At 72.7% G+C, this 22,539-nt stretch carries 20 protein-coding genes; 6 read left to right on the top strand and 14 right to left on the bottom strand.

The features are described 5' to 3' along the window. The first annotated feature begins 8 nt into the window (after positions 1–8). Positions 9–1,880 carry a phosphogluconate dehydratase gene (gene edd, locus NZH93_RS06840; RefSeq protein WP_259622051.1) on the top strand — a complete coding sequence of 624 codons (1,872 nt, stop codon included), beginning with the start codon at positions 9–11 and terminating at the stop codon, positions 1,878–1,880. 142 nt (positions 1,881–2,022) lie between these two features. Then, complete coding sequence (eda, locus tag NZH93_RS06835; protein WP_259622050.1) at positions 2,023–2,646, top strand: bifunctional 4-hydroxy-2-oxoglutarate aldolase/2-dehydro-3-deoxy-phosphogluconate aldolase; 624 nt, start codon at positions 2,023–2,025, stop codon at positions 2,644–2,646. 207 nt (positions 2,647–2,853) lie between these two features. Here the strand turns inward: eda and NZH93_RS06830 are convergent, their stop codons facing one another. From NZH93_RS06830 to NZH93_RS06805, 6 genes are all read right to left on the bottom strand, one after another. Next, positions 2,854–3,591: an HAD family hydrolase gene (locus tag NZH93_RS06830; RefSeq protein WP_259622049.1), complete on the bottom strand. Its 738-nt coding sequence runs from the start codon at positions 3,589–3,591 to the stop codon at positions 2,854–2,856. A gap of 54 nt (positions 3,592–3,645) precedes the next feature. Beyond that, positions 3,646–4,773, bottom strand: a complete 1,128-nt coding sequence (locus tag NZH93_RS06825; RefSeq protein WP_259622048.1) for an AAA family ATPase — start codon at positions 4,771–4,773, stop codon at positions 3,646–3,648. After that, complete coding sequence (locus NZH93_RS06820) at positions 4,760–5,539, bottom strand: RNA ligase family protein (protein ID WP_259622047.1); 780 nt, start codon at positions 5,537–5,539, stop codon at positions 4,760–4,762. The genes NZH93_RS06825 and NZH93_RS06820 overlap by 14 nt, the downstream gene beginning before the upstream one ends. A 153-nt stretch (positions 5,540–5,692) precedes the next feature. Next, positions 5,693–6,286, bottom strand: coding sequence for a regulatory protein RecX (locus NZH93_RS06815; RefSeq protein ID WP_259622046.1), 594 nt, complete (start codon positions 6,284–6,286; stop codon positions 5,693–5,695). Positions 6,287–6,294: 8 nt separating this feature from the next. Continuing rightward, complete coding sequence (recA, locus tag NZH93_RS06810; RefSeq protein WP_259622045.1) at positions 6,295–7,344, bottom strand: recombinase RecA; 1,050 nt, start codon at positions 7,342–7,344, stop codon at positions 6,295–6,297. Positions 7,345–7,510: 166 nt separating this feature from the next. Next, entirely contained in the window at positions 7,511–7,705 is a 195-nt protein-coding gene (locus tag NZH93_RS06805; protein ID WP_259622044.1) for a DUF3046 domain-containing protein, read from the bottom strand. 23 nt (positions 7,706–7,728) lie between these two features. Between NZH93_RS06805 and NZH93_RS06800 the strand changes: the two genes are divergently transcribed. After that, positions 7,729–7,854: a hypothetical protein gene (locus NZH93_RS06800; RefSeq protein WP_259622043.1), complete on the top strand. Its 126-nt coding sequence runs from the start codon at positions 7,729–7,731 to the stop codon at positions 7,852–7,854. 1 nt (position 7,855) lies between these two features. Here the strand turns inward: NZH93_RS06800 and NZH93_RS06795 are convergent, their stop codons facing one another. Beyond that, the gene (locus tag NZH93_RS06795; RefSeq protein ID WP_259622042.1) at positions 7,856–9,115 is read right to left on the bottom strand and encodes an MFS transporter; all 1,260 of its coding nucleotides are present in this window, start codon (positions 9,113–9,115) and stop codon (positions 7,856–7,858) included. 49 nt (positions 9,116–9,164) lie between these two features. Further along, positions 9,165–11,153: an Hsp70 family protein gene (locus NZH93_RS06790; protein ID WP_259622041.1), complete on the bottom strand. Its 1,989-nt coding sequence runs from the start codon at positions 11,151–11,153 to the stop codon at positions 9,165–9,167. Between the two features lie 139 nt (positions 11,154–11,292). On the opposite strand from NZH93_RS06790, the gene NZH93_RS06785 reads away from it, so the two are divergent. Together NZH93_RS06785 and NZH93_RS06780 are read left to right on the top strand one after the other, a co-directional pair. After that, positions 11,293–15,837 (top strand): ATP-dependent helicase, encoded by a 4,545-nt coding sequence (locus NZH93_RS06785; protein WP_259622040.1) that lies wholly within the window; start codon positions 11,293–11,295, stop codon positions 15,835–15,837. A gap of 34 nt (positions 15,838–15,871) precedes the next feature. Beyond that, positions 15,872–16,294 (top strand): hypothetical protein, encoded by a 423-nt coding sequence (locus NZH93_RS06780; RefSeq protein WP_259622039.1) that lies wholly within the window; start codon positions 15,872–15,874, stop codon positions 16,292–16,294. Between the two features lie 30 nt (positions 16,295–16,324). Here the strand turns inward: NZH93_RS06780 and NZH93_RS06775 are convergent, their stop codons facing one another. From NZH93_RS06775 to NZH93_RS06765, 3 genes are all read right to left on the bottom strand, one after another. Further along, positions 16,325–17,323, bottom strand: a complete 999-nt coding sequence (locus NZH93_RS06775; RefSeq protein WP_259622038.1) for a 1-aminocyclopropane-1-carboxylate deaminase — start codon at positions 17,321–17,323, stop codon at positions 16,325–16,327. A gap of 12 nt (positions 17,324–17,335) precedes the next feature. Beyond that, positions 17,336–17,986, bottom strand: coding sequence for a GntR family transcriptional regulator (locus NZH93_RS06770; protein WP_259622178.1), 651 nt, complete (start codon positions 17,984–17,986; stop codon positions 17,336–17,338). A gap of 441 nt (positions 17,987–18,427) precedes the next feature. Next, a complete protein-coding gene (locus NZH93_RS06765; RefSeq protein WP_259622037.1) occupies positions 18,428–19,138 on the bottom strand; it encodes a VOC family protein in 711 nt (236 codons plus the stop codon). A gap of 23 nt (positions 19,139–19,161) precedes the next feature. Here NZH93_RS06765 and NZH93_RS06760 point away from each other — a divergent pair, with 23 nt between their 5' ends. Beyond that, a complete protein-coding gene (locus tag NZH93_RS06760) occupies positions 19,162–20,775 on the top strand; it encodes an alkaline phosphatase D family protein (RefSeq protein ID WP_259622036.1) in 1,614 nt (537 codons plus the stop codon). Here NZH93_RS06760 and NZH93_RS51175 read toward each other — a convergent pair. Genes NZH93_RS51175 through NZH93_RS06745 form a run of 3 tightly spaced genes read right to left on the bottom strand, consistent with a single transcriptional unit; the run spans position 20,772 to position 22,366 of the window. Continuing rightward, positions 20,772–21,116, bottom strand: a complete 345-nt coding sequence (locus NZH93_RS51175; protein ID WP_372506579.1) for a transposase — start codon at positions 21,114–21,116, stop codon at positions 20,772–20,774. The genes NZH93_RS06760 and NZH93_RS51175 overlap by 4 nt on opposite strands. A gap of 60 nt (positions 21,117–21,176) precedes the next feature. Further along, complete coding sequence (locus NZH93_RS06750; protein ID WP_259622035.1) at positions 21,177–21,938, bottom strand: maleylpyruvate isomerase N-terminal domain-containing protein; 762 nt, start codon at positions 21,936–21,938, stop codon at positions 21,177–21,179. Then, positions 21,935–22,366, bottom strand: coding sequence for an SAV_6107 family HEPN domain-containing protein (locus NZH93_RS06745; protein ID WP_259622034.1), 432 nt, complete (start codon positions 22,364–22,366; stop codon positions 21,935–21,937). The genes NZH93_RS06750 and NZH93_RS06745 overlap by 4 nt, the downstream gene beginning before the upstream one ends. Between the last annotated feature and the right edge of the window lie 173 nt (positions 22,367–22,539).

The raw sequence follows: 22,539 nt of genomic DNA, 5'->3' as shown, positions 1-22,539 counted from the left end.
AGACAGTCATGAGCCAGACGCACCCCATCGTCGCCGAGGTGACCGAGCGCATCGCGGCCCGCAGCGCCGCCGGACGCGCCGTCTACCTGGAGCGCGTGGCCGCAGCGGCTAGCGAGAGCACCACCCGCACGGGCATGGCGTGCAGCAACCTCGCCCACGGCTTCGCGGGCATCACCGGCGGCGACAAGGCCGCCCTGCGCGCGCTGCGCAAGCCGAACGTGGCGATCGTGTCCGCCTACAACGACATGCTGTCGGCCCACCAGCCGATGGACGAGTACCCCGCGTGGATCAAGGACGCCGCCCGCCGGTCGGGTGGCATCGCCCAGTTCGCGGGCGGTGTGCCCGCCATGTGCGACGGCATCACCCAGGGGCGCGACGGCATGGAGCTGTCGCTGTTCAGCCGCGACGTCATCGCCATGTCCACCGGCGTGGCCCTGTCGCACGAGATGTTCGACGCGACGCTGCTGCTCGGCGTGTGCGACAAGATCGTGCCGGGGATGCTGATCGGCGCGCTGTCGTTCGGGCACCTGCCGACGATCCTGGTGCCCGCGGGCCCGATGAGCTCCGGGCTGACGAACTCCGAGAAGAGCCGCGTCCGACAGCTCTTCGCCGAGGGCAAGGCCACCCGCGAAGACCTGCTCGAGGCCGAGGCCGCGTCCTACCACAGCCCCGGCACCTGCACGTTCTACGGAACGGCGAACTCGAACCAGCTCGTCAACGAGGTCATGGGCCTGCACCTGCCCGGCGCGACCTTCGTGCCGCCGGGCACGCCGCTGCGGCGGGCGCTGACCGAGGAGGCCGCCCGCCGCGCGGTGAAGATCAGCCGCGGCGAGGAGTACACGCCGATCGCCCGCGTCGTCGACGAGCGCTCCGTCGTGAACGGCGTCGTCGCGCTGCTCGCCACCGGTGGCTCGACCAACCTGACCATGCACCTGGTCGCCATCGCGTCCGCCGCGGGCATCGAGCTGAGCTGGGACGACTTCTCCGACCTGTCGTCGGTCGTGCCGCTGCTGACCAGGGTCTACCCGAACGGCAGCGCGGACATCAACCACTTCCAGGCCGCGGGTGGCGTCCAGTTCCTGGTCGGCACGCTGCTCGACGCGGGCCTGTTGCACGGCGACGTGCACACGGTCGCGGGCTTCGGCCTCGACCGGTACCGCGAGGAGCCGGTGCTGATCGACGGCGAGCTGCTCTGGCGCGACGGCCCGACCAAGAGCCTCGACAAGGCCGTCCTGCGCGGTGCCGACGAGCCGTTCGCCGCCGACGGCGGCCTGCGCATGATGACCGGCAACCTGGGCCGCGCGGTGATCAAGGTGTCCGCCGTCGCGGAGGAGAACCGGGTCGTCGAGGCCCCGGCGCGCGTGTTCACCACGCAGGAGGCGTTCGCCGAGGCCTTCCAGGCGGGCGAGCTGGACCGCGACGTCGTGGTGGTGGTCCGCAACCAGGGACCGCAGGCCAACGGCATGCCGGAGCTGCACAAGCTCACGCCCCCGCTGGGCGTCCTGATGGACCGCGGCCACCGGGTCGCGATCGTCACCGACGGCCGCATGTCCGGTGCCTCCGGCAAGATCCCGGCCGCCATCCAGCTCACCCCCGAAGCCGCCGTCGGCGGCCCGCTGGGCAGGGTGCGCGACGGCGACGTCATCCGGCTCGACGCGGGAACGGGCACCCTGGAGGTGTTCGTGGACGCGGCCGAACTGGCCGCCCGCCCGCTGGTGGACTTCCCCGCCGACGCGCAGGCGTGGACCGGGACGGGCCGCGAGCTGTTCGCCGCGCTCCGCCGCGCGGTCGGCCCGGCGGACCGGGGCGCCAGCGTCTTCGGGCCCGTCGCCGCCTCCCACTTCGAAGGCCGCTGGGAGACCAGCCCCGCGTCGAGGTAGAGGGCCGTTCCCGCACCACGGCAGTGGATCTTGACCACGGTCCGCGCCGCACGTCACGACTAGGCTGCCCGGTTGGCGGCCGGTTCCGACCGCGCCGCCGACCGGCCAGCACCCGACCACCCAGAACCAGGAGGGCTTCGCGGTGACCACCAGCGCGGACCTGCTCACGCTGTCCCCCGTCATCCCGGTCGTCGTCGTGGACGACGCCGCTCACGCCGTGCCGTTGGCGCAGGCGCTGCTGCGCGGCGGGATCGGGGTGATCGAGCTGACGCTGCGGACGCCCGCCGCGCTGGCCGCGATCGAGCGGGTCGCCGCGGAGGTGCCGGAGATCGTCATCGGCGCGGGCACGGTGACCACGCCGGAGCTGGCCGAGCAGGCGGTGAAGGCCGGTGCGGCGTTCCTGGTGACCCCCGGCTGCACGGAGCGGCTCCTGAACGCCGTGGAGGACACCGGACTGCCGTTCCTGCCGGGCGCGGCGACCGTGTCGGAGGCGCTGCGGCTGTACGAGCGCGGGCTGACCGCGCTCAAGTTCTTCCCCGCCGAGGCCGCGGGGGGCGTGGACTACCTCAAGTCGATCGGCGGCCCGCTGCCGCAGTTGCGCTTCTGCCCGACCGGCGGCATCACCCCGCAGACCGCGCCCGAGTACCTGGCGCTGTCGAACGTGGGCTGCGTCGGCGGCTCGTGGCTGACCCCGAAGGAAGCACTCGCCGCGGGCGACTTCGGCCGCGTCGAGACGCTCGCCAAGGTGGCTTCGGGGCTCAAGTAGGGAACACCCTCCGCACCGGCGCCCGTCTCCTCCGGACCGCGGCGCCGGTGCGGTGTTCTCGCGAGACCGGGGCCGTCCTCGCCGGGCACGACCGGAGAACGTCCTCGCGGCGATGACGATCTTCGACGTCCGACCGCGCCCGCCGCGGCGCGAGGTGGGCGCCCCGCTGGCCATCGTGACGGCGCTGAGTGTCCCGACAGGGCGGTCCTAGTCCAGCAGCGCCAGTGCCTCGGAGATCGAGTCGGCGACCGGCGCCCCGGTGGCCTCCAGCTTGGCGCGGCTCATGACGCCGGTCGTGACGAGGACGCTCGACGCGCCGACGTGCGCGGCGGCCTCGGCGTCGTCGACGACGTCACCGATGAGCACGACGTCGGCCGGGTCGAGGTCCAGCGCGGTCAGGTGCGCCGCGAGGTGCGCCGCCTTCGACCCGCCCTGGGCGTCCTCGCGCAGGCCGTCGACCCGGCTGAACAGCTCCGTCAGCCCGTACTGGTCGACCAGCACGACCAGCTCGTCGTGGTACCACATCGACAGCAGCGACTGGGTGAGGCCGCGCTCGCCCCACGCCCGCAGGTGCTCGGGTGCCCCGTCGGCGAGGCGGCAGAGCGGCAGGAGACCGCGGTAGTGGTCGTGGTAGACCGTGTCGACGCGCGTCCACCCCGCCGCGTCCAGCGGCTGTCCGAGCAGGCGCTGGTAGCAGTCGAGGAGCGGGCGGCTGAACACCGAGCGCCACTGGTCCAGCGTGATCGGCTCGCGCCCGAACCCGGCGCAGACGACGTCCACGGCCGACGGCCCGTTCGAGGGCGGCCCGCAGGTGACGCACAGGCACTCCACCCCAGCCTGAGCCGGGTAGAAGTCGCGGATCACCCTGTTCACCGACGCCATCACGGCGACGTTGTCCGCCAGCAGGGTCCCGTTCCAGTCCCACACCACGTGTTTCGCGCCCACGACGGCACTCTAGTGCGGTACCGACGGCCACCGGGCGGTTCCCACCCGCCCGCGCTAACGGCCGGTGTCGACCCACTCCACGTGGTGCGCCTCGGTCGGGTCCGGTGTCTCCCACTTGCCGATCAGCCGGTCCACCACGGCTTCCGGCACGGGTTCGGCCCTCGCCCGGTTGCGGGCCCGCACGATCGACGGGGCCGCTTCGAGGCTCACGAGCGTGACCCGCGCGCGGTAGTCGGCCGCCAGCCCGACGCAGCGCTCGCGCACCTGGCGCGACACGTTGGTCGCGTTCCAGACGAACCGCTCCCCCGCCCGCAGGTGCACCCGTGCCTGCTCGAACGCCGCCGCGACGACGGCCCGTTGATCACCACCCGGCTTGACGCCCATCCGGTCCCGCAGCACGTCCAGGCTCACCACCGGCCACCCCGCCCGGTGGGTGGCGGCCCAGTGGTCCTTGCCGACGCCCGGCAGTCCGGACAGGACGGTCACGTCCATCCTCGTGTCGTCGAACGCGGCGTACTCCGGATCACGCCCCGGCGTGCGGAAGTACTGGAACCGCGCGTGCTCCGACGCGAACCCCTTCGGCTTGTCCAGGCAATCCAGTTCGCGGCAGTACTCCCGGAACAGCTCGATGTTGTCCAGCACGCCCGCCGCGTCCCCGCACACCCGTCCCAGGATGTCCGCGGTCGCCAGGATCGCCAGGTCGTCGTTGCGCGCCACCAGGCTCACCCGGTACGCGATGCGCGTCAGGTCCGGCCGCTCCAACGCCCAGAACGGCACCTGGTGGTGGTTCACCAGCGCGGCGACGTGCTCGCGCCACGGCCGCGGCGCCCCCAGTTCCCACAGGATCCGCCGCGCCAGCAGGTCGCCGTGCCGCGAGTGGCCGTGCGCGGTGACCCGCCCGTGCTCGTCGACCTGCGTCCGGAACGGCTTCGCGCAGTCGTGCAGCAGCACGGTCGCGAACAGCCGCGTCCGCTCGGGCTCAGGCCTCGCCCGCCACTCCGGCAGCGACACCAGCGCCTCGCACGCCATCCGCGTGTGCGTCGCCACGTCGCCTTCCGCGTGGTGCACCGGGTCCTGCACGACACCGCGCATCCGCCGAACCCACTCGAACGCGGCTTCGACCTCCGACCACCGCACCGTCCACTCCGGACCGCGCGGGCACAGCTCGTCAAAGATCCGCACGAGAGCCCCCGGCCAGCCGGTTCGGCAGGATCGGCCGGGAAGCCCAGTGGCTGCCCGAATCCAGGACCGCGGTCAGGAAGCTGGGCCGCACCCACTTGTACCGGTCGACGGTCTCGTCACCGACCTCGACCTTGAGGTACAGGCCTTCCATGAGGTCGTCCGAGTCCGTCTCCACGACCACCTGGTCCGGGTCCAGCCCCGCGGCGCCCGCGGCCTCGCGCAGCACGGCACGCCACCTCGGCGTGCGGCAGGTCGACGTCCCCAGGAACGCCGTCACCGCCACGAGGTCCTCGATCACCCCGGAGTGCAGCACCGGCACGGACACCACCGGCGCACCGGCGAGCAGTTCCGCCCGCGCGGGCGTCGACAGGAACCTGCCGCTCTCCCGGTCGTACACGTCGAACTCGCAGAAGTAGTGCGGCAGCGCGTCGTAGAACACCGTGTGCTTCGCGAAGAGCCACTCCCCGTACATGACGTACCGGGAGCCGAGGCGGTCCCACAGTTCCGGGCGCACCTGCGCCGCCCACGCCTTGAACCGCGCGAACTGCCGCTCCCGAGGCCCACCGACCAGGTAGTGCCCCCGGCTCTGCAACCTCAGGGTCCCGTCCGGGTCGAACCCGACCCCCGCGTTCGCCCCGTCGAGCTTCTCCTCGACCACCACGTGCCGCCCCCGGATCGCGGCGAACGCCACCGAGTCCAGGTCTTCGTCCCCCGGCTGGAGGCGCGACCCCTCGAGGTGCCGGGTTCGGGGGTACTTGAGGAGCATGACGTCTTTGTACGCACCGACACCGGTCCCGGCCAGCGAATATGCGCCCGCGGCCGGAACGGCCCACGTCCACCCACAACGCGGGCAGGGCGAGGCTCCGGGCGACCTGCCGTGTGCCACCGCACGACCCGATGGCCCGCGGACGAAAGCACCTCAGTCCGGCAGGGCCTCGTCCAGCAGAGCGGCGTCCGCACCCTCGGCACGCAGTTCCTCGCGCACCACCTGGTAGGCCATACCGCCCGAATAACCCTTCCGCGCCAACGCACCCACGAGCCGACGGATCTTCGCCGTCTCGTCGACACCGCTCATCCCGCGCAGCTTCTTCCGCACCAGTTCACGGGCACGGTCCTGTTCGGCCTCGTCGTCCACCGCCGCCACGGCCTCGGTGACCAACTCGTCCGCGACACCCTTGCGCTTCAACTCCATCGCCAGCGCGCGGCGACCGAGCCCGTTGTAGGTGTGCCGGGACCGGACCCAGATCTCCGCGAACGCCGCGTCGTCGATCAGGCCCGCCTTGTCGAACTTGCCGAGCACCAACTCGGCGAGTTCCTCGGCGATCCCCTTGCGCAGCATCGCGTTCTTCAGTTCGAGACGAGTGCGCGGCTGTGCGGCGAGTTGCGTGAAGCAGATCTCCTTGGCCCGCTTCTGCTCCTCGACGGGATCCGGCGGCGGGAGGTCGGGTTCGTCGTCGTCCGAACCGAATCCGGGCCGCCGACGACCCCGACCCCTGCCACCGTGGAACGTCATGGTGCTGCTCAGAAGTCGACCGGCGTGGGCGCCGCCACGGTGACGTCCTCGTCGAGCTTCGCCCCGATGCCGAGCTTGTCCTTGATGCGCTTCTCGACCTCATTGGCGACGTCGGGGTTCTCCAGCAGGAACTTGCGGGCGTTCTCCTTGCCCTGCCCCAACTGGTCGCCCTCGTAGGTGTACCAGGCACCGGACTTGCGCAGGATGCCCTGGTCGACGCCCATGTCGATCAGCGAGCCCTCACGGCTGATGCCCTTGCCGTAGAGGATGTCGAACTCGGCCTGCTTGAACGGCGGGGCCACCTTGTTCTTCACGACCTTGACCCTGGTGCGGTTGCCGACGGGCTCGCCTCCGTCCTTCAGGGTCTCGATGCGGCGCACGTCCAGGCGGACCGACGCGTAGAACTTCAGCGCCTTGCCACCGGTCGTCGTCTCCGGCGTGCCGAACATGACGCCGATCTTCTCGCGGAGCTGGTTGATGAAGATCGCCGTGGTGCCGGAGTTGCTGAGCGCACCGGTGATCTTGCGGAGCGCCTGGCTCATCAACCGGGCCTGGAGGCCGACGTGGTTGTCGCCCATCTCGCCCTCGATCTCGGCGCGGGGCACGAGCGCCGCCACCGAGTCGATGACCAGGATGTCGAGCGCGCCGGAGCGGATCAGCATGTCCGCGATCTCCAGCGCCTGCTCACCGGTGTCGGGCTGGGACACCAGGAGCGCGTCGGTGTCGACGCCGAGCTTCTTCGCGTAGTCGGGGTCGAGTGCGTGCTCCGCGTCGATGAACGCCGCGATGCCGCCCTGCTTCTGGGCGTTCGCGACCGCGTGCAGCGCGACCGTCGTCTTACCGGACGACTCAGGACCGTAGATCTCGACCACGCGACCGCGCGGCAGACCGCCGATGCCGAGGGCCACGTCCAACGCGATAGCGCCGGTCGGGATGACGGCGATCGGGGCGCGGCCCTCTTCGCCGAGACGCATGACCGAACCCTTGCCGAACTGCTTGTCGATCTGGGCAAGGGCCAGCTCTAGGGCCTTGTCCCTGTCGGGTGCTGCGGGAGCCATCTGGTGTCCACCTCGGGTTGTCTCGGATCGCTTTTTCATGTTGGGCCCGACGCTACGGGGAGGGTCCGACAATTTTTGCGAGGGCCGGGCGAGCAGCGGTTCGGACACCCGGTCGTGCCGGGAGCTTAGCCGAACAGGTGTTCGATCGCAGCCCCGACACGCTCGCTCATCTCCGCTGCTCGGGGACGTCGAAGGCGTCGCAGACCGCGAGCCAGATCTCTTTCGGGGGTAGTCCGGATTCCAGTGCCTGATCAGGTGTCAGCCCGCCGAGCGCGGACAGCACGTGGTCGTGGGCCACCATCTCACCGCGGACGGAGCCGAACTCGTCGGCCATCAGCTTGCGGAACACCGTGATGCGCATCGGGTCCAGGCTAACCTCAGGGCGTGGTGCTGCTCCAGCAAGACCCCAGTGGCCTGTCCTCGCCCGTCGGCCGGATCGCGGTGGTGGCCATGCTGCTGATCACGATCGTCATCGGCCTGCGCTTCTGGTGGGGGAACCGGCGGAAGTGACTCACGCCGTCCGCTGGAGCGTCGTGTAGACGCAGACCGCCAGCAGGGGCAGCGCGACGAACCCGACGATCAGGCCGAGCGCCGCGAACGACCACGCGGTGACGACCAGGCCCGCCGTCACGCCGCCGATCGCGCCGCCGACGTTCATGCAGAGGTCGGACAGGCCTTGGGCCGCGGGCCGGTCCGGCACCGCGACGGACTCCGTGAGCAGCGCGGACCCGGACACGAGCGCGGCGGACCAGCCGAACCCGAGGACGGTGAGCCCGGCGGCGAGCTGCGGGGCGTTCTCCGACGGCGCCATCCCGGTGATGCCGGACGCGGCGACGAGCAGCGCGGCCCCGATGGCCAGGACGGGGATCCGGCCGAGGCGGTCGGCCAGCCAGCCGAACAGCGGGCTGGCCCCGTACATCGACGCGACGTGCAGGCTGATCACGACGCCGACCACCTGGAGCGAGGAGCCCGCGTGGTTCATGTGCACCGGGGTCATCGACATCAGGCCGACCATCGCGGTGTGGCTCAGCGCGATGGCCACCAGCGCGAGCTTCGCGCTGGACCGCAGCGACCGCCACACGGCGGCGCTGCCCCTCGTCGGGGCCTGGCCGCCCGCGCAGTGGCCGGGCGCGACCGGTGCGGGTTCGGCGTCGCGCACGACCACGAGGGGGTCCGGCCGGAGGAAGACGCCGATGACCAGCGCGGCGACCCCGAACACGACGGCGGCCAGCAGGAACGGGCCTGCGCCGACCGGGAGCCCGGAGGACGCGGCCAGGCGGCCCGCGGGGTCGGCGAGGTTGGGTCCGGCGACGGCTCCGATGGTCGCCGCCCACACCACGATCCCCACCGAACGCGCACGTCGATGGGGATGTGCGAGGTCGGTGGCCGCGTAGCGGGCGGCGAGGTTCGCGCTGCTCGCGCCACCGAACAGGATGAGCGCGGGCAGCAGGAGCTGCCACCAGCCGAGTACGACGGCGAGCGCGGCCACCAGCGCGCCGAGCGCGCCGACGCCGTAGCCGAGCACCAGCGCGGGACGGCGACCTCGGCGCTGCGCCAGCCGGGCCGCGGGGAGCGCGAGGAGGGCGGCGCCCACGACGGCGCTGGTCTGCGCGAGACCGCCGATCGCGTCGGAACCCGACAGCGCGGCGGCGATCAGCGTGCTGAAGGCGAGCCCGATGGTGACGCCCGCGGCCCCCAGGACCTGGGTGGTCGTGAGCACGCGGAGCACCCTGCGCTGGAGGTGCTCGACTGCGGGCGCGGCCGTCTTCATGATCGCGATGGTGACACGGTCCCGCGGACCCCTGCCAGGGCCGTCCGGGTCACGTACCAGGCTGGACGTGCTTCTCGAAGTAGTTCGCGACCTCGTCGGCGGTGAGTTCCCCGCCGCCGGTCTTGCTCACGATGCCCAGCAGCGGCCGGTCCGTCGCGGTGAACGCGAGCAGCCCGACGCCGCCGTCCGCCGACGACCGGTACCTGCCCTCCAGGCCGTTGCCCGCCCACTGCGCCTCGACCACGTCGGCCTTGAGCGACCCGACGACGGCGTCCGCGCCCTGCTGCGCGCCGGTGACCGTCTCCGTGAGCACGTACTGCACCTGGTAGTCCTCGGCCAGTTCGCAGCTCACGACGGTGCCCTTGATGGCGTTGACGCCGGACACGCCCGCCGAGCCGCCGGTCTCGCACTTGCCGCCGTCCGGCACGACCCCCGCGAGCTGGCGCAGGCACTTGGTGAAGCCCTTGTCGTCGGTCGCCGTGTCGGACTTGCACTCCTGCGCGTTCGGGATGTCCGGACCGCTCAGCGCGAAGACGCCGCCGACGACGGCCAGCACCAGCACGACCGCGCCGCCCACGGCGAGCAGGACGGTCCGGTTCGGCTTCTTCTTCGAGGAGGAGGCGGCGACGGTGCTCGGGAAGTTGAACTGCTGCGGCCCGGTCGACGGGTACTGGGAGTTGACCGAGAACGAGGTGTTCACCGAGTACGGCGAGGTCACCGGGTAGCCGCCGCTGATCGCGGGGTTCACCGGGTACGGGCCGCTGGCCGCCGGGTTCACCGGGAAGGGACCGCTCAGCGCCGGGTTGACCGGGAAGGACCCGCTCTGCACGGGGTTCTGCGCCGGGAACCCGCCGGTGGCGGGCATGTTCTCGGTGGGGAAGTCGTCGACGGGCTCCGTGACGACCGTGGGCACCTCGGAGCTCTCCACCGCGACGGCCGACTGCTCGTCGGTCGCCCGCAGGGTGATGCCCTCCTTCGGCACGTGGTGCGCGCCGAGCGCGACGGCCGTCTCCGGCTGGTCGAGGCTGGTCGGCGCGACCCGGACCTGCTCGACGATCATGGTGCTGACCAGCGGGATCCGGCTGGACCCGCCGACGAGGTAGATGCCCGCGAGCTGCTCGGGGGCCATGCCGGTCGAGTGGATCGTGGACGCCAGCAGCTCGGCGCTGCGCAGCAGCCGCGGCCGGACCAGCGCCTCCATGTCGGAGCGGGTCACCACCACGTCGGCGAACGGCTCGGGCATCGGCACCTCGGTCTGCTGGTGCCGCGACAGCGCTTCCTTGGCCGAGCGGACGTCGTCCAGCAGGGTCCGGCGGACGCGGCGGTCCGCGGTCGACTCCGGCCGCATCAGCCGCTGCCAGTGGCCGGGGTCGCCGTGCGACACCTGGCGGCCGATGTGCTCGAGCAGCGCCTGGTCGACGTCCAGGCCACCGAGGTCCGGCACGCCGTCGTGGGCCAGCACCTCGAACCCCTTGCGGGTGACGCCGACGATGGCCACGTCGAACGTGCCCGCACCCAGGTCGTACACGGCCAGCGCCTGGCCGGCCGAGAAGTTCCGGTCCAGCACGGCGGCGAAGTGCGCCGCGGCGGCCACCGGCTCGGGGACCAGCACGATCTCGGCGGTCACCCCGGCCAGCAGCGCGGCGGACATCAGCACGTTGCGGCGCGTCGGGCCCCACTGCGCGGGGTGGGTCAGCCGGACCTCGTCCAGCGCGGCGCCGTTGAGCTGCCGCTCGGTCTCCTCCAGCACGCGGCCGAGCACGGCGGCCAGCGCGTCCGAGACAGCCACCATGGAGTCGCCGAGCCGCAGCACGCCGTCGTCCACCCGGCGCTTCGGGTTCGGCTCGAACCGCGACGGGTCCAGGCGCGCGCGCCGCTCGGCGTCGCGGCCGACGACCAGGGTGCCGTCCTCTTCGCAGAAGATCGCCGACGGCATCGCCGACGCGCCGTCCACCTCGACGACCCTGGGTGGGCGGCCGTGTGCCGACAGCACCGCCACCGTGTTGGAAGTTCCCAGGTCAACGGACAGGACGCGCACGCTCTCCCCTTAGTCGGCGGACCGGCTGATGGTGCCACGTCCGTCGAGGGGTGCGCCCAGGGGTTGGCCGGATTGGGTCGTTCGAGGTCAGGTGCCCTCCAACCGGAAATTGTCGGACCCGCGGTTCATGATGGGCCGTATGGACGCGTTGAAGGCTTTCTCCCCCGCCACCCGGCAGTGGTTCACGGGTGCCTTCGCCGCGCCGACGGACGCGCAGGCGGGGGCGTGGCAGGCCGCGGCCGCGGGCGAGCACGCGCTGGTCATCGCGCCGACGGGGTCGGGCAAGACGCTGTCGGCGTTCCTGTGGGCGCTCGACCGGCTGGCGTCGACACCGGCTCCGGAGGACCCGAAGGCGCGGTGCCGCGTCCTCTACATCTCCCCGCTGAAGGCCCTCGCGGTCGACGTGGAGCGCAACCTGCGGGCGCCCTTGGCGGGCATCCGGCAGGCCGCGCGCCGGTTGGGGCAGGCGGAGCCGTCGATCACGGTCGGAATGCGGACCGGTGACACGCCCGCGGACGAGCGGCGGGCGTTCATGAAGACGCCGCCGGACGTGCTGGTGACCACGCCCGAGTCGCTGTTCCTGCTGCTCACGTCCGCCGCGCGCGAGTCGTTGCGGGGGGTGCGGACGGTGATCCTGGACGAGGTGCACGCGGTGGCGGGCACCAAGCGCGGCGGGCACCTGGTGCTGTCGCTCGAACGGCTGGACGCGCTGCTCGAGCAGCCCGCCCAGCGGATCGGGCTGTCGGCGACGGTCCGGCCGGTCGAGGAGGTCTCGTCGTTCCTCGCGGGCGGGCGGCCCGTGCGGGTGGTGCAGCCGAAGACGGCGAAGACGATCGAGGTGCGGGTCGAGGTGCCCGTGGAGGACATGTCGGTCCTCGGGCAGCCGACCGGGGAGGTGACGGGGTCGGCCGCGGGCGCGGAGCAGAAGGCGTCGATCTGGCCCGCCGTGGAGCAGCGGATCCTGGAGCTGGTGCGGGAGCACCGGTCGACGATCGTGTTCGCGAACTCGCGGAGGCTGGCCGAACGGCTGACGGCCAGGCTGAACGAGCTGGCGGAGGAAGCGGTCGAGCTGGAGCGGTTCCCCGCCGAGGCGATCGGGCAGTCCGGGCTCACGACCCAGACGGCCCCGGTGGTCGCTCGCGCGCATCACGGGTCGATGGCGCGCGAGCAGCGGACGGTGGTGGAGGAGGAGCTGAAGTCCGGGCGGCTGCCGTGCGTGGTGGCGACGTCGTCGCTGGAGCTCGGCATCGACATGGGCGCGGTCGACCTGGTGGTCCAGGTGGAGGCGCCGCCAACGGTGGCGTCCGGGATGCAGCGGGTGGGCCGCGCGGGCCACCAGGTGGGGGCGGTGTCGCGCGGGGTGATGTTCCCGAAGTTCCGCGGCGACCTGGTGTCGTGCGCGGTCGTGGCGGAGCGGATGCGGGACGGGGCGATCGAGGCCGTCCGGTACCCGCGCAACCCGCTCGACGTGCTGGCGCAGCACGTCGTGGCGATGGTCGCGCTGGAGCCGTGGACGGTGCAGGAGCTGGCGGGGCTGGTGCGGCGGGCGGCGCCGTTCGCGGCGCTGCCGGAGTCGGCGCTGGTCGCGGTGCTGGACATGCTGGCGGGCCGGTACCCGAGCGAGGAGTTCGGGGAGCTGCGGCCGCGCATCACCTGGGACAGGGTGACCGGCGAGCTGCGCGGCAGGCCGGGAGCGCAGCGGCTGGCGGTGACGTCGGGCGGCACGATCCCGGACCGGGGCATGTTCGCGGTGATGACCCCGGCGTCGGACCGGGGGCCGGGGTCGCGCGTCGGCGAGCTGGACGAGGAGATGGTCTACGAGTCGCGGGTGGGCGACACGTTCCTGCTGGGCACCTCCGCGTGGCGGGTGGAGGACATCACCCACGACCGGGTGATCGTGGTGCCCGCGCCGGGGCAGCCCGCGCGGATGCCGTTCTGGAAGGGCGACGCGCCGGGCAGGCCGTTGGAACTGGGGCGGGCGCTGGGGAAGTTCCTGCGGGAGATGTCCACGGCGGACGGTCCGGACGCGGCGGTGCGGGCCGCCGACGCGGGCTTGGACGCGTGGGCGGCGAGCAACCTCGCCGCGTACCTGGGCGAGCAGCGCGAGGCCACCCGGCACGTGCCGAACGACCGGGTGCTGCTGGTCGAGCGGTTCCGCGACGAGCTGGGCGACTGGCGGCTGGTCGTGCACTCGCCGTTCGGGGCGCAGGTCAACGCGCCGTGGGCGCTGGCCATCGCGGCCAGGCTGCGGGAACGGCGGGGCGTCGAGGTGCAGGCGGCCCACTCGGACGACGGCATCGTGGTGCGGCTGCCCGACGCGGTCGACTCCGACGGCGCGGACGTGGTGGTGGGCGCGGAGGACGTGCTGCTGGACCCGGAGGAGGTCGAGCAGGTCGTCGTGGCCGAGGTGGGCGGGTCGGCGCTGTTCGCCGCCCGGTTCCGGGAGTGCGCGGCCCGGTCGCTGCTGCTCCCCCGGCGCGACCCCCGCAAGCGGTCGCCGCTGTGGCAGCAGCGGCAGCGGGCGGCGCAACTGCTGTCGGTGGCGTCGAAGTACGAGAGCTTCCCGGTGGTGCTGGAGGCCATGCGGGAGTGCTTGCAGGACGTCTACGACGTGCCGGGGCTGCGGGAGCTGATGACCGACGTCCGGGCGCGGCGGGTGCGGGTGGTGGAGGTCGAGACGCCGACCCCGTCGCCGTTCGCCCGCAGCCTGCTGTTCGGGTACGTCGGCATGTTCCTGTACGAGACGGACACGCCGCTGGCCGAGCGGCGGGCCGCCGCCCTGTCCCTGGACTCGACGCTGCTCGCGGAGCTGCTCGGGTCGGAGGCGATCCGCGAGCTGCTGGACCCGGAGGTGGTCGAGGAGGTCGAGCGCAGCCTGCAACGGCTCACCGAGGACCGGCGGGCGCGGCACGCGGAGGACGCGGCGGACCTGCTGCGGTTCCTCGGCGACCTCTCCGAGGCCGAGGGGCTGGAGCGCGGGATCCAGCCGTCGTGGTTCGCGGAGCTGGTCGAGCAGCGGCGGGCGTTGCGGATCAGGGTCGCGGGCGAGGAGCGCCTGATCGCGATCGAGGACGCGGGCCGCTACCGGGACGCGTTGGGGGCGGCGCTGCCGGTCGGGGTGCCGGAGGTGTTCACCGAGCCGGTGGCCGACCCGGTCGGCGACCTGCTGAGCCGGTACGCCCGCACGCACGGGCCGTTCCCGGCGCTGGACGCCGCGGCGCGGTTCGGGCTCGGGATCGCGGTGGTGACGGGTGTGCTGGAACGCATGTCCGGCACCGGGCGGCTGGTGCGCGGTGAACTCCGGCCCGGCGGCACGCACACCGAGTACTGCGACGCGGAGGTGCTGCGCAGGCTGCGGCGGGCCTCGCTGGCCCGGCTGCGGGCCGAGGTCGAGCCGGTCGAGCCCGCCGCGCTGGGCCGGTTCCTGCCGAGTTGGCACGGTGTCGGCCGACGGCTGCGGTCGGCCCCGTCGGTGGACGACGTGCTGTCGGTCGTGGAGCAGTTGGCGGGCGCGCCGCTGCCCGCGAGCGCGCTGGAGTCGCTGGTGCTGCCCGCGCGGCTGCCCGGCTACTCCCCCGCGCTGCTGGACGAGCTGACCGCGTCGGGCGAGGTGACGTGGACCGGCTGCGGTTCGCTGGCGGGCGGCGACGGCTGGATCGCGCTGGCGCCGACGGACGTGGCCGACCTGCTGCTGCCGGACCTGGTGCCGGAGTCGGCCCCGGAGTCCCCGCTGCACCTGGCGGTGGTCGAGGCGCTGGCGGGTGGGGCGCTGTTCTTCCGGCAGCTCGTCGACCGGGTGTCGTTGCAGGGGCCGACCACGGACTCCGACGTGGTCGGCGCGCTGTGGGACCTGGTGTGGGCGGGGCTGGTCACCAACGACACCCTCGCTCCGCTGCGGTCGCTGGTGTCCGGCAAGAGCGCGGCGCACAAACCCAGACGGTCGGCTCCGCGCGGCCGGTACGCCCGGATGCGGGCCGGGCGGCCGGACATGCCGAGCCGGACCGGGCCGCCGACGGTCGGGGGCCGGTGGTCGTTGGCGGTGGTGCCCGCGACCGACCCGACCCGGCGGGCGCACGCGAGAGCCGAGGCGTTCCTGGAACGGCACGGCGTGCTGACCAGGGGCGCGCTCGACACCGAGCGGGTGACCGGCGGTTTCAGCGGTGTGTACAAGGTGCTGCGGGCGATGGAGGAGTCCGGGCAGGTCGTGCGCGGGTACGTCGTCGAAGGCCTCGGCGCCGCCCAGTTCGCCGCGCGCGGTGCCGTCGACCGTCTCCGGGCGCTGTCGAGACCGCCCGGTCAGGACCACCTCGGCACGCCGGAGGCCGTGGTGCTGGCCGCGTCCGACCCCGCCCAGCCGTACGGCGCGGCGCTGGACTGGCCCGCGCCGGTCGGTGACGGCAAGCACCGCCCGGCCCGCAAGGCCGGGGCGCTGACCGTGCTGGTCGACGGGGTGGCCGTGCTCTACGTCGAGCGCGGTGGTCGGTCGCTGCTGTCGTTCACCGAGGACGAGGGCACCCTGCGGGCCGCCGCGCAGTCGTTGAGCCGGGCCGTGCGCGACGGGTGGCTCGGCCACCTCGCCGTGCAGCGCACCGACGGCGAGAACGCGCTGGGCACCCGGTTGGCGGGCGTCCTCCAGGAGGCGGGTTTCCGCGCGACGCCGAAGGGGTTGAGGCTGCGGGCGTGAGTGGGAAAGCCGGTGGATCTGGGACACTGGGGCGATGGGCAGAGGACGGGCGGTGGCGGCGGCGGTGACCGTCGCGTTCGCCGTGTCCGGCGTCCTGGTGGCTCGCGCGGACGAGACGGGCGTCGCCCACTGGGGTGAGTGCGAGTTCGGCCTGTGCGGCACCGTCGTCAACGACCTCGAACTCCCCGTGGACGTGGCGCTCTCGTGGTGCGAGTGGGCTCCGTGCGAGACCGAGCCCATCCGCACCATTCCGGCCAGGAGCAGCAGCGATGCCGGGGGCAAGATCGACATCGACGCGTTCCACGTCCCCGAGGGCCTCCGCTACCAGGTCGTCCTCAGCCACACGTTCAGCCGGGAAACCGTCTGGCTCGGTCCCGGCTGGCACAAGATGAGCACCGACACGGTCGCCCACATCACCGCGCACCAGGTCGGCCCGGTGGTCGGCCGAGCCCTGTAGCCCGCCCGGCCCCGGCGCCGCGTGCGTCGATCAGGTGAACAGGGTGCTGTAGGCGTTCAGGGCGGGTTGGCCGCCCAGGTGGGCGTAGAGGACCTTCGAGTCGCGGGGGATTTCGCCGGTCGACACGAGTTCGACGAGGCCTGCCAAGGACTTGCCCTCGTACACCGGGTCGGTGATCATGCCTTCCAGCGAGGCGCCGAGGCGCATGGCGTCCAGTGTGGACTTCCCCGGCACGCCGTAGACGCCTTCGTGGAAGCGTTCGTCGAGCAGCACGTCGGCGGGGTCGAGGGGGACTTCCAGCAGGGTCGCGGTGGCGGTGGCGATCCTGGTGACCTGGTCCAGGGTCTCGGCGGGTTTCGCGGAGGCGTCGATGCCCAGCACCCGGCGGGGCGTGGGGCTGTCCGCGAAGCCCGCGACCATGCCCGCCTGGGTGCTGCCGGTGACGGAGCAGACGACGACGGTGTCGAAGAAGAGGCCCAATTGGGCTTCCTGGGCCTCGACCTCCTTGGCCCAGTTGGCGAACCCCAGGCCGCCGAGGCGGTGGTCGGAGCCGCCCGCCGGGATCGGGTACGGGGTGCCGCCCGCATCGCGGACGTCCTGGATGGCCTGTTCCCACGCGGGTTTGACGCCGATGCCGAACTCGGCCTCCACGAGCCGCACGTCGGCGCCCATCAGGCGGCTGAGCTGGATGTTGCCGACCCGGTCGTAGCCGGGATCGGTCCACTCGACCCAGCTCTCCTGCACCAGCACGCACTTCAGACCCGCGCGGGCGGCCGCCGCGGCCACCTGGCGGGTGTGGTTGGACTGGACGCCGCCGATCGAGACGAGCGTGTCGCAGCCGGTCGCCACGGCGTCGGCGACCAGGTACTCGAGCTTGCGGGTCTTGTTGCCGCCGTAGGCGAGACCGGAGTTGCAGTCCTCGCGCTTGGCCCACACCTCGGCGCCACCGAGGTGGGCGGTGAGGCGGTCCAGGCGGTGGACGGGTGACGGGCCGAACAGCAGCGGGTAGCGGGGGAAGTCCTGCAACACCGGGGGTCTCCTCTAGTCGTCGGACTCAAGCAGGTCGGTCAAGGTCGCCCAGTTCAGGGACACCCGTTCGGCGGCCAGGTCGGCGTCCGGGAGGGCGCAGGCCGCGATGACGTCGGCGTGCATCGCCACGGAGTGACGGCCGGGAGGGGTGGCGAAGCGCAGGCGTTCGAGCCTGCGGACCAGCGGCGTGTAGCGGTCGATGGTCGCCGTGACCGCGAAGTTGTCGGCGCGGCGGACCGCGACGTCGTGGAACTCGTCGTCGGCGGCCAGCGCGGCCGTCACGTCACCGGTCGCCAGGGCTTCTTCGAAGCGGCTGTTGGCGGCCCGCATGGCGTCCAGATCCGCGGGCGTCATCAGCGGAACGGCCAGTCGGGCGGCGAGCGCGTGCATCGCCTGCACGACGGCGTGCGCGTGCCGGACGACGGCGGTGTCCAGCGGGGTGACCCTGGTGTAGCTGTGCGGCTTGCTCTCGACCAGACCTTCGTCGGTCAGCCTGGCGAGCGCCTCGCGAACAGGCGTACGCGACAACCCCAGTTCCTCGGCGAGGTCGACGTCCTTGATCGGAGTGCCCGGCGCCAGGTCGCCGCCGACGATGGCGTCGCGGATCGCCGTTAACGCGCGGTCGCGGTAGAGCGAGCGGTCCAGGCGACCAATATATTGCATATCGGCACTGTCGCCGACGAACTCCTCCAGGTCAAGGGGATGTGACAAGGGGGGTGGCGGGACGCTGCCCAGGCGGCGACCGCGGCTTCCTCAGGCGGCTGCCGCACCAAACGAAGGCGGAACAACACCGCCCGGCACGGCAAACGCAACCTCTACGCCCGTGGTGGCGCCAATCGGGAGGCGACGGCGTCGCTCAGCTATCGCCGACAGCCGCTCCACCGGAGGCCTCGCCCGCGAGACCAGAAGCCACGCCAGCGGGTCCAGGGCCGTACCCGCGGCCGGAAGCCGTGTCCGCAGGGCTGGAGGTCCGTGTCTGGCGAGGCCGGACGCCCTGCCAGCAGGACCAGAGGCCGTGCCTGCGGCGCCGAAAGCCGTACCCGCGGTGCCGGAGGCCGCGCCCGCGAGACCGGAAGCCTTACCCGGTGCGGCCGGAAGTCGTGGCTAGCGGGGTGAGAGGACGCAGAATTCCTGGCCCTCCGGGTCGAGCAGGACGACGTGGGTCCAGTCCGTGGGGCCGGTGTCGATCACCTTGGCGCCCAGCGCGACCAGGCGCGCGACCTCGACCGCCTGGTCGTCGTGCACCGCGGGTGCGACGTCGAGGTGGACGCGGTTCTTGGCGCGTTTCGGGTCGTCGCTGTGCAGGAATTCCAGCCACGGGCCCGATTCGCGGCGCAGCGACGCGAACTCGGCTGTGCGGTTGACGATCGTCAGGCCGGTCGCCTCGGCCCAGAAGTCGGCTTCGACGCCGGTGTCGGCGACGTCCACGACGATCGCGGCGACCGGGCCGGTCCCGCGGTACTCCGGGCGTGGTTCCAGCACGCAGAACTCGTTGCCCTCGACGTCGGCGAGCACCACCCACGGCACGCCCCGCTGTCCCAGGTCGACGGGGCGGGCGCCCAGTGCTCTCGCCCGGTCGACGGTCGCGGCCTGCTCCTCCGGCGACGAGCTGGCCAGGTCGAGGTGCAGGCGGTTCTTGGTGACCTTCGGCTCGGGAACCGGCACGAACGCCAGCTCCAGACCATCTGAGACGAAGACGTCGACTTCGTCCGGGTACTCGCCCACGACGCGCGTACCCAGCAGCTCCGACCAGAACCGACCCAGCGCGACGGGGTCCGCGGCGTCGACCACGACGTTGTTCAGCCTCGTTGCCATCCGCCAAAGGTAACGTCTGCCCCATGGCGAAGCTGGTTCTCGGCCCGGTGCTGCGGCACGTGAACGCGACGTCGGCGACGGTGTGGGTGGAGACCGACACCGCGACCGAGGTGGCAGTCGTGGGCCACAGCGCCCGGACGTTCCAGGTAGGGGCGCAGCACTTCGCGCTGGTGCGCATCGAGGGCTTGGAGCCCGGCACCACGACGGAGTACGACGTGCGGCTGGACGGCGACCTGGTGTGGCCCGAGCCGGACTCGGAGTTCCCACCGTGCCGCATCAGCACGAAGTCCGATGAGGACTTGACGCACCGCATCGTGTTCGGCTCGTGCCGCGCCGCGAAGCCGCAGAAGCCCGCGGAGGAGGACTCGCTCGGGCCGGACGCGCTGGACGCCTACGCGCTGAGGATGGCGAAGCAGCCCCAGAACGAGTGGCCGGACGCGCTGCTGCTGCTCGGCGACCAGGTGTACGCGGACGAGCCGACGTCGCGGACGAAGGAGTGGCTGCGGAAACGACGCGGTGGCAAGGATCCCGTCGACGAGGTGCTGAGCTTCCGCGAGTACGCGCAGCTCTACCACGAGTCGTGGGGCGACCCGGAGATCCGGTGGCTGATGTCGACCGTGCCGACGTCGATGATCTTCGACGACCACGACATCCGCGACGACTGGAACACCTCGCGGCCGTGGCGCGAGCAGATGGCCGCGACCTCGTGGTGGCCGGAGCGCATCCGGGCGGGCCTGGCGTCGTACTGGGTGTACCAGCACCTGGGCAACCTCGGGCCGGACGAGCTGGCGCGCGACGAGCTGTACGCGAAGGTGGTGTCGGCGGGCGGTGACGTGCAGCCGATGCTGGAGGAGTTCGCCGAGCAGGCCGACGCCGAGCTGGACGGCCGGAAGTCGACGTGGTGGAGCTACCGCCGCGACTACGGGCGGGTGCGGCTGCTGGTGATCGACACCCGGTGCGGCCGGATCCTCGCGGGCGACACGCGGCGGATGGTCAGCGACGAGGAGTTCGACTGGATCGAGCGCAACGCCGAGGGCGACTACGACCACCTGGTCATCGGCTCGTCGCTGCCGTGGCTGATGCCGTACGCGATCAGCCACGGCCAGTCGATCAACGAGCGCGCCGCCGCGAGACCGGGCAGGCGCGGCCGGTTCGCCGAGCAGGTCCGCCAGATCGCCGACCTGGAGCACTGGCCCGCGTTCCGCGACTCGTTCGAGCGGCTGTCGCGGTTCCTCGGCCGGATCGGGCGCGGCGAGAACGCGCCCAGCACCATTTGCGTCCTGTCCGGCGACGTGCACCACAGCTACGCCGCGCAGGGCCACTACGCGGAGCCGACGGAGAGCGCGATCGTGCAGCTCACCTGCTCCCCCGTGCACAACGACCCGCCGAAGTTCTTCCGCCCGGTGTTCCGGCTGTCCTGGTGGCCGCCGATGGGCCGCCTGATGCGCAGGCTCGCCGACCGCGCGGGCGTGCCCGCGGACCCGTTGGAGTGGAGCCGGTTGACCGGGCCGCACTTCGGCAACTCCATCGCCGTGCTGGAGGTGGACGGGCGGCGGGCCCGGTTCCGCCTGGAGTCCGCGACGCCCGACGGCAGGGGGTTGGTCGAGGTCGCGGACCTGGGCCTGCCGCCCGCCTAGTCGGTGCCCGTGGCCGTCCGGCCGTCGGACGTGTCCACGGGCACGACGGTGGAGCCCGTCGTCACGTCCCAGGTGATGACGTCCGCGGCACCGGCCGGGAGCCTGGCCCGCACCGACGCCCAGACGCCGTCGCGCTGCCACGTCCGGAAGAGCCCGTAGGCGGTCTCCCACGGTCCGTAGCGCTCGGGCAGGTCGCGCCACGGCGCCCCGGTGCGCACCCGCCACCGGATCGCGTTGACGACCTGGCGGCGGTCCCGGCTGGGGCGTCCCACGCGCTGTTCGGGTGGCAGCAACGGTTCCAGCACCGCCCATTGCGCACGGGTCAGGTCACCACGCGCCAACGGAGGCCCCCAGCAGGACGGGAGTCGATCTCGTCGGCGTGGACGGTCGGTGAGCGGCGGTCACTTCGTCGCCAGCCGCAGCAGGGCCCAGAGCTGGGCGATGGCGTCGTGGTCGCCGTTGACCTCGACCTCGCGGTCGGAGATGCGGCCCCACAGCCAGCGGTAGACGTTGAGGGGGACGCCGGTGACGTCGGCGTCGGCCGGTTCGGCCTCCTCGGGTGTCGCGCGCCACGAGGTGGAGCCGGTCGGGCCCGACTGGGCGAGCCAGACGCGGCCCGCGGTGCGGACGGCGACGACGCCGTCCCTGGTGCCGCGGACGCCCATGACGCCCAGCCGGTGGACGAACCAGAGGGACAGGACCTCGTCGACGCCGTCGGCGACGACGTCGTCGGCCACCGGGTCGAGCGGGGTCATCGCGGCGGCCTGGACGTCCATCCGGTGCACGGTCGTCTCGTGGGCCAGCCTGCGGGCCCAGAAGCCGTAGTTGGGCTCCTCCGGCCACCACGTGCCGCACGGGTCCTCCTGCTCGTGGGCCGCGAGTTCGTCCAGCAGCGGTTCGACGCCGTCGCGGACGAAGTCGGCCAGCGTCTCGCCGGGGGCGGGGTTCTGCTGCCACGTCACGGGTTGGCGGCCGTCGCGCAGCCAGGACAGGGTCATGCGGTAGGTGCTGCCGACGTGCCTCGCGGTCTCGCCGAGGTTCAGGCCGGGGCAGGCGGGGACCTGGCGTTCGGGGCGCTGCCCCTCGGTGGAGGAGGCGAGCGCCTCCGCTTCGGCGGCGAGGACGTCGAGCAGCCTGCCGTAGTCGATCAGGGCCTTGGTCACGTGCGCGCCTCGTGCATGATCAGGTCGACCAGCGCGACGAACTGGGCGGCCTGGCGGACCAGGTCGTCGGCGGAACGAGTGGTGACGACGCGGGTGATGCCCGCTTGGACGGCGGCTCGGGTCGCGGACCCGGACGCGAAGAACGCGGCCCACTCCGCCAGTTCGGGGGCGATGCCCGCGAGCAGGACCCAGACGCTGGTGGGTTTGGCGTGGCCGCGGTGCGGCCTGCCGCGCAGGGCGAGCACGGCGGCGCCCGCCCGCAGCGCGGCGAGGTACGCGACGGCGAAGCGCTCGGCCGGGTCGGTCGCGGCCTCGGCTTCCGCGATGCCGTCGTGAGCGTTCCGCAGGAGCCCGACGGCCGCGGTCGGGGGGAGGGGAACCGGAACGGGGATCCGGCTGGGCTTGGGGAAGTCGATCGAAGCTGACATCGGCGGCCTCCTCGCGGCGTCGGTGAACTCGACGACCACCGCGGGGAGACGGCGGCTCCTGGTGGTGGGGCGCTTCCCCCGCCCCACCACCAGGGCATCACGATCGAACACATGTTCGATCCAGGTCAGCGTAGCGCCTGTCACCGACATTCCTCAACCCAGGACCCAGCGAC

The sequence above is a fragment of the Umezawaea endophytica genome (genome assembly GCF_025061645.1).
GTDB classification, from domain to species: domain Bacteria; phylum Actinomycetota; class Actinomycetes; order Mycobacteriales; family Pseudonocardiaceae; genus Umezawaea; species Umezawaea endophytica.
Note: the sequence above shows the minus strand (reverse complement) of the source record. Positions and strands in the feature narration are given on the sequence as shown.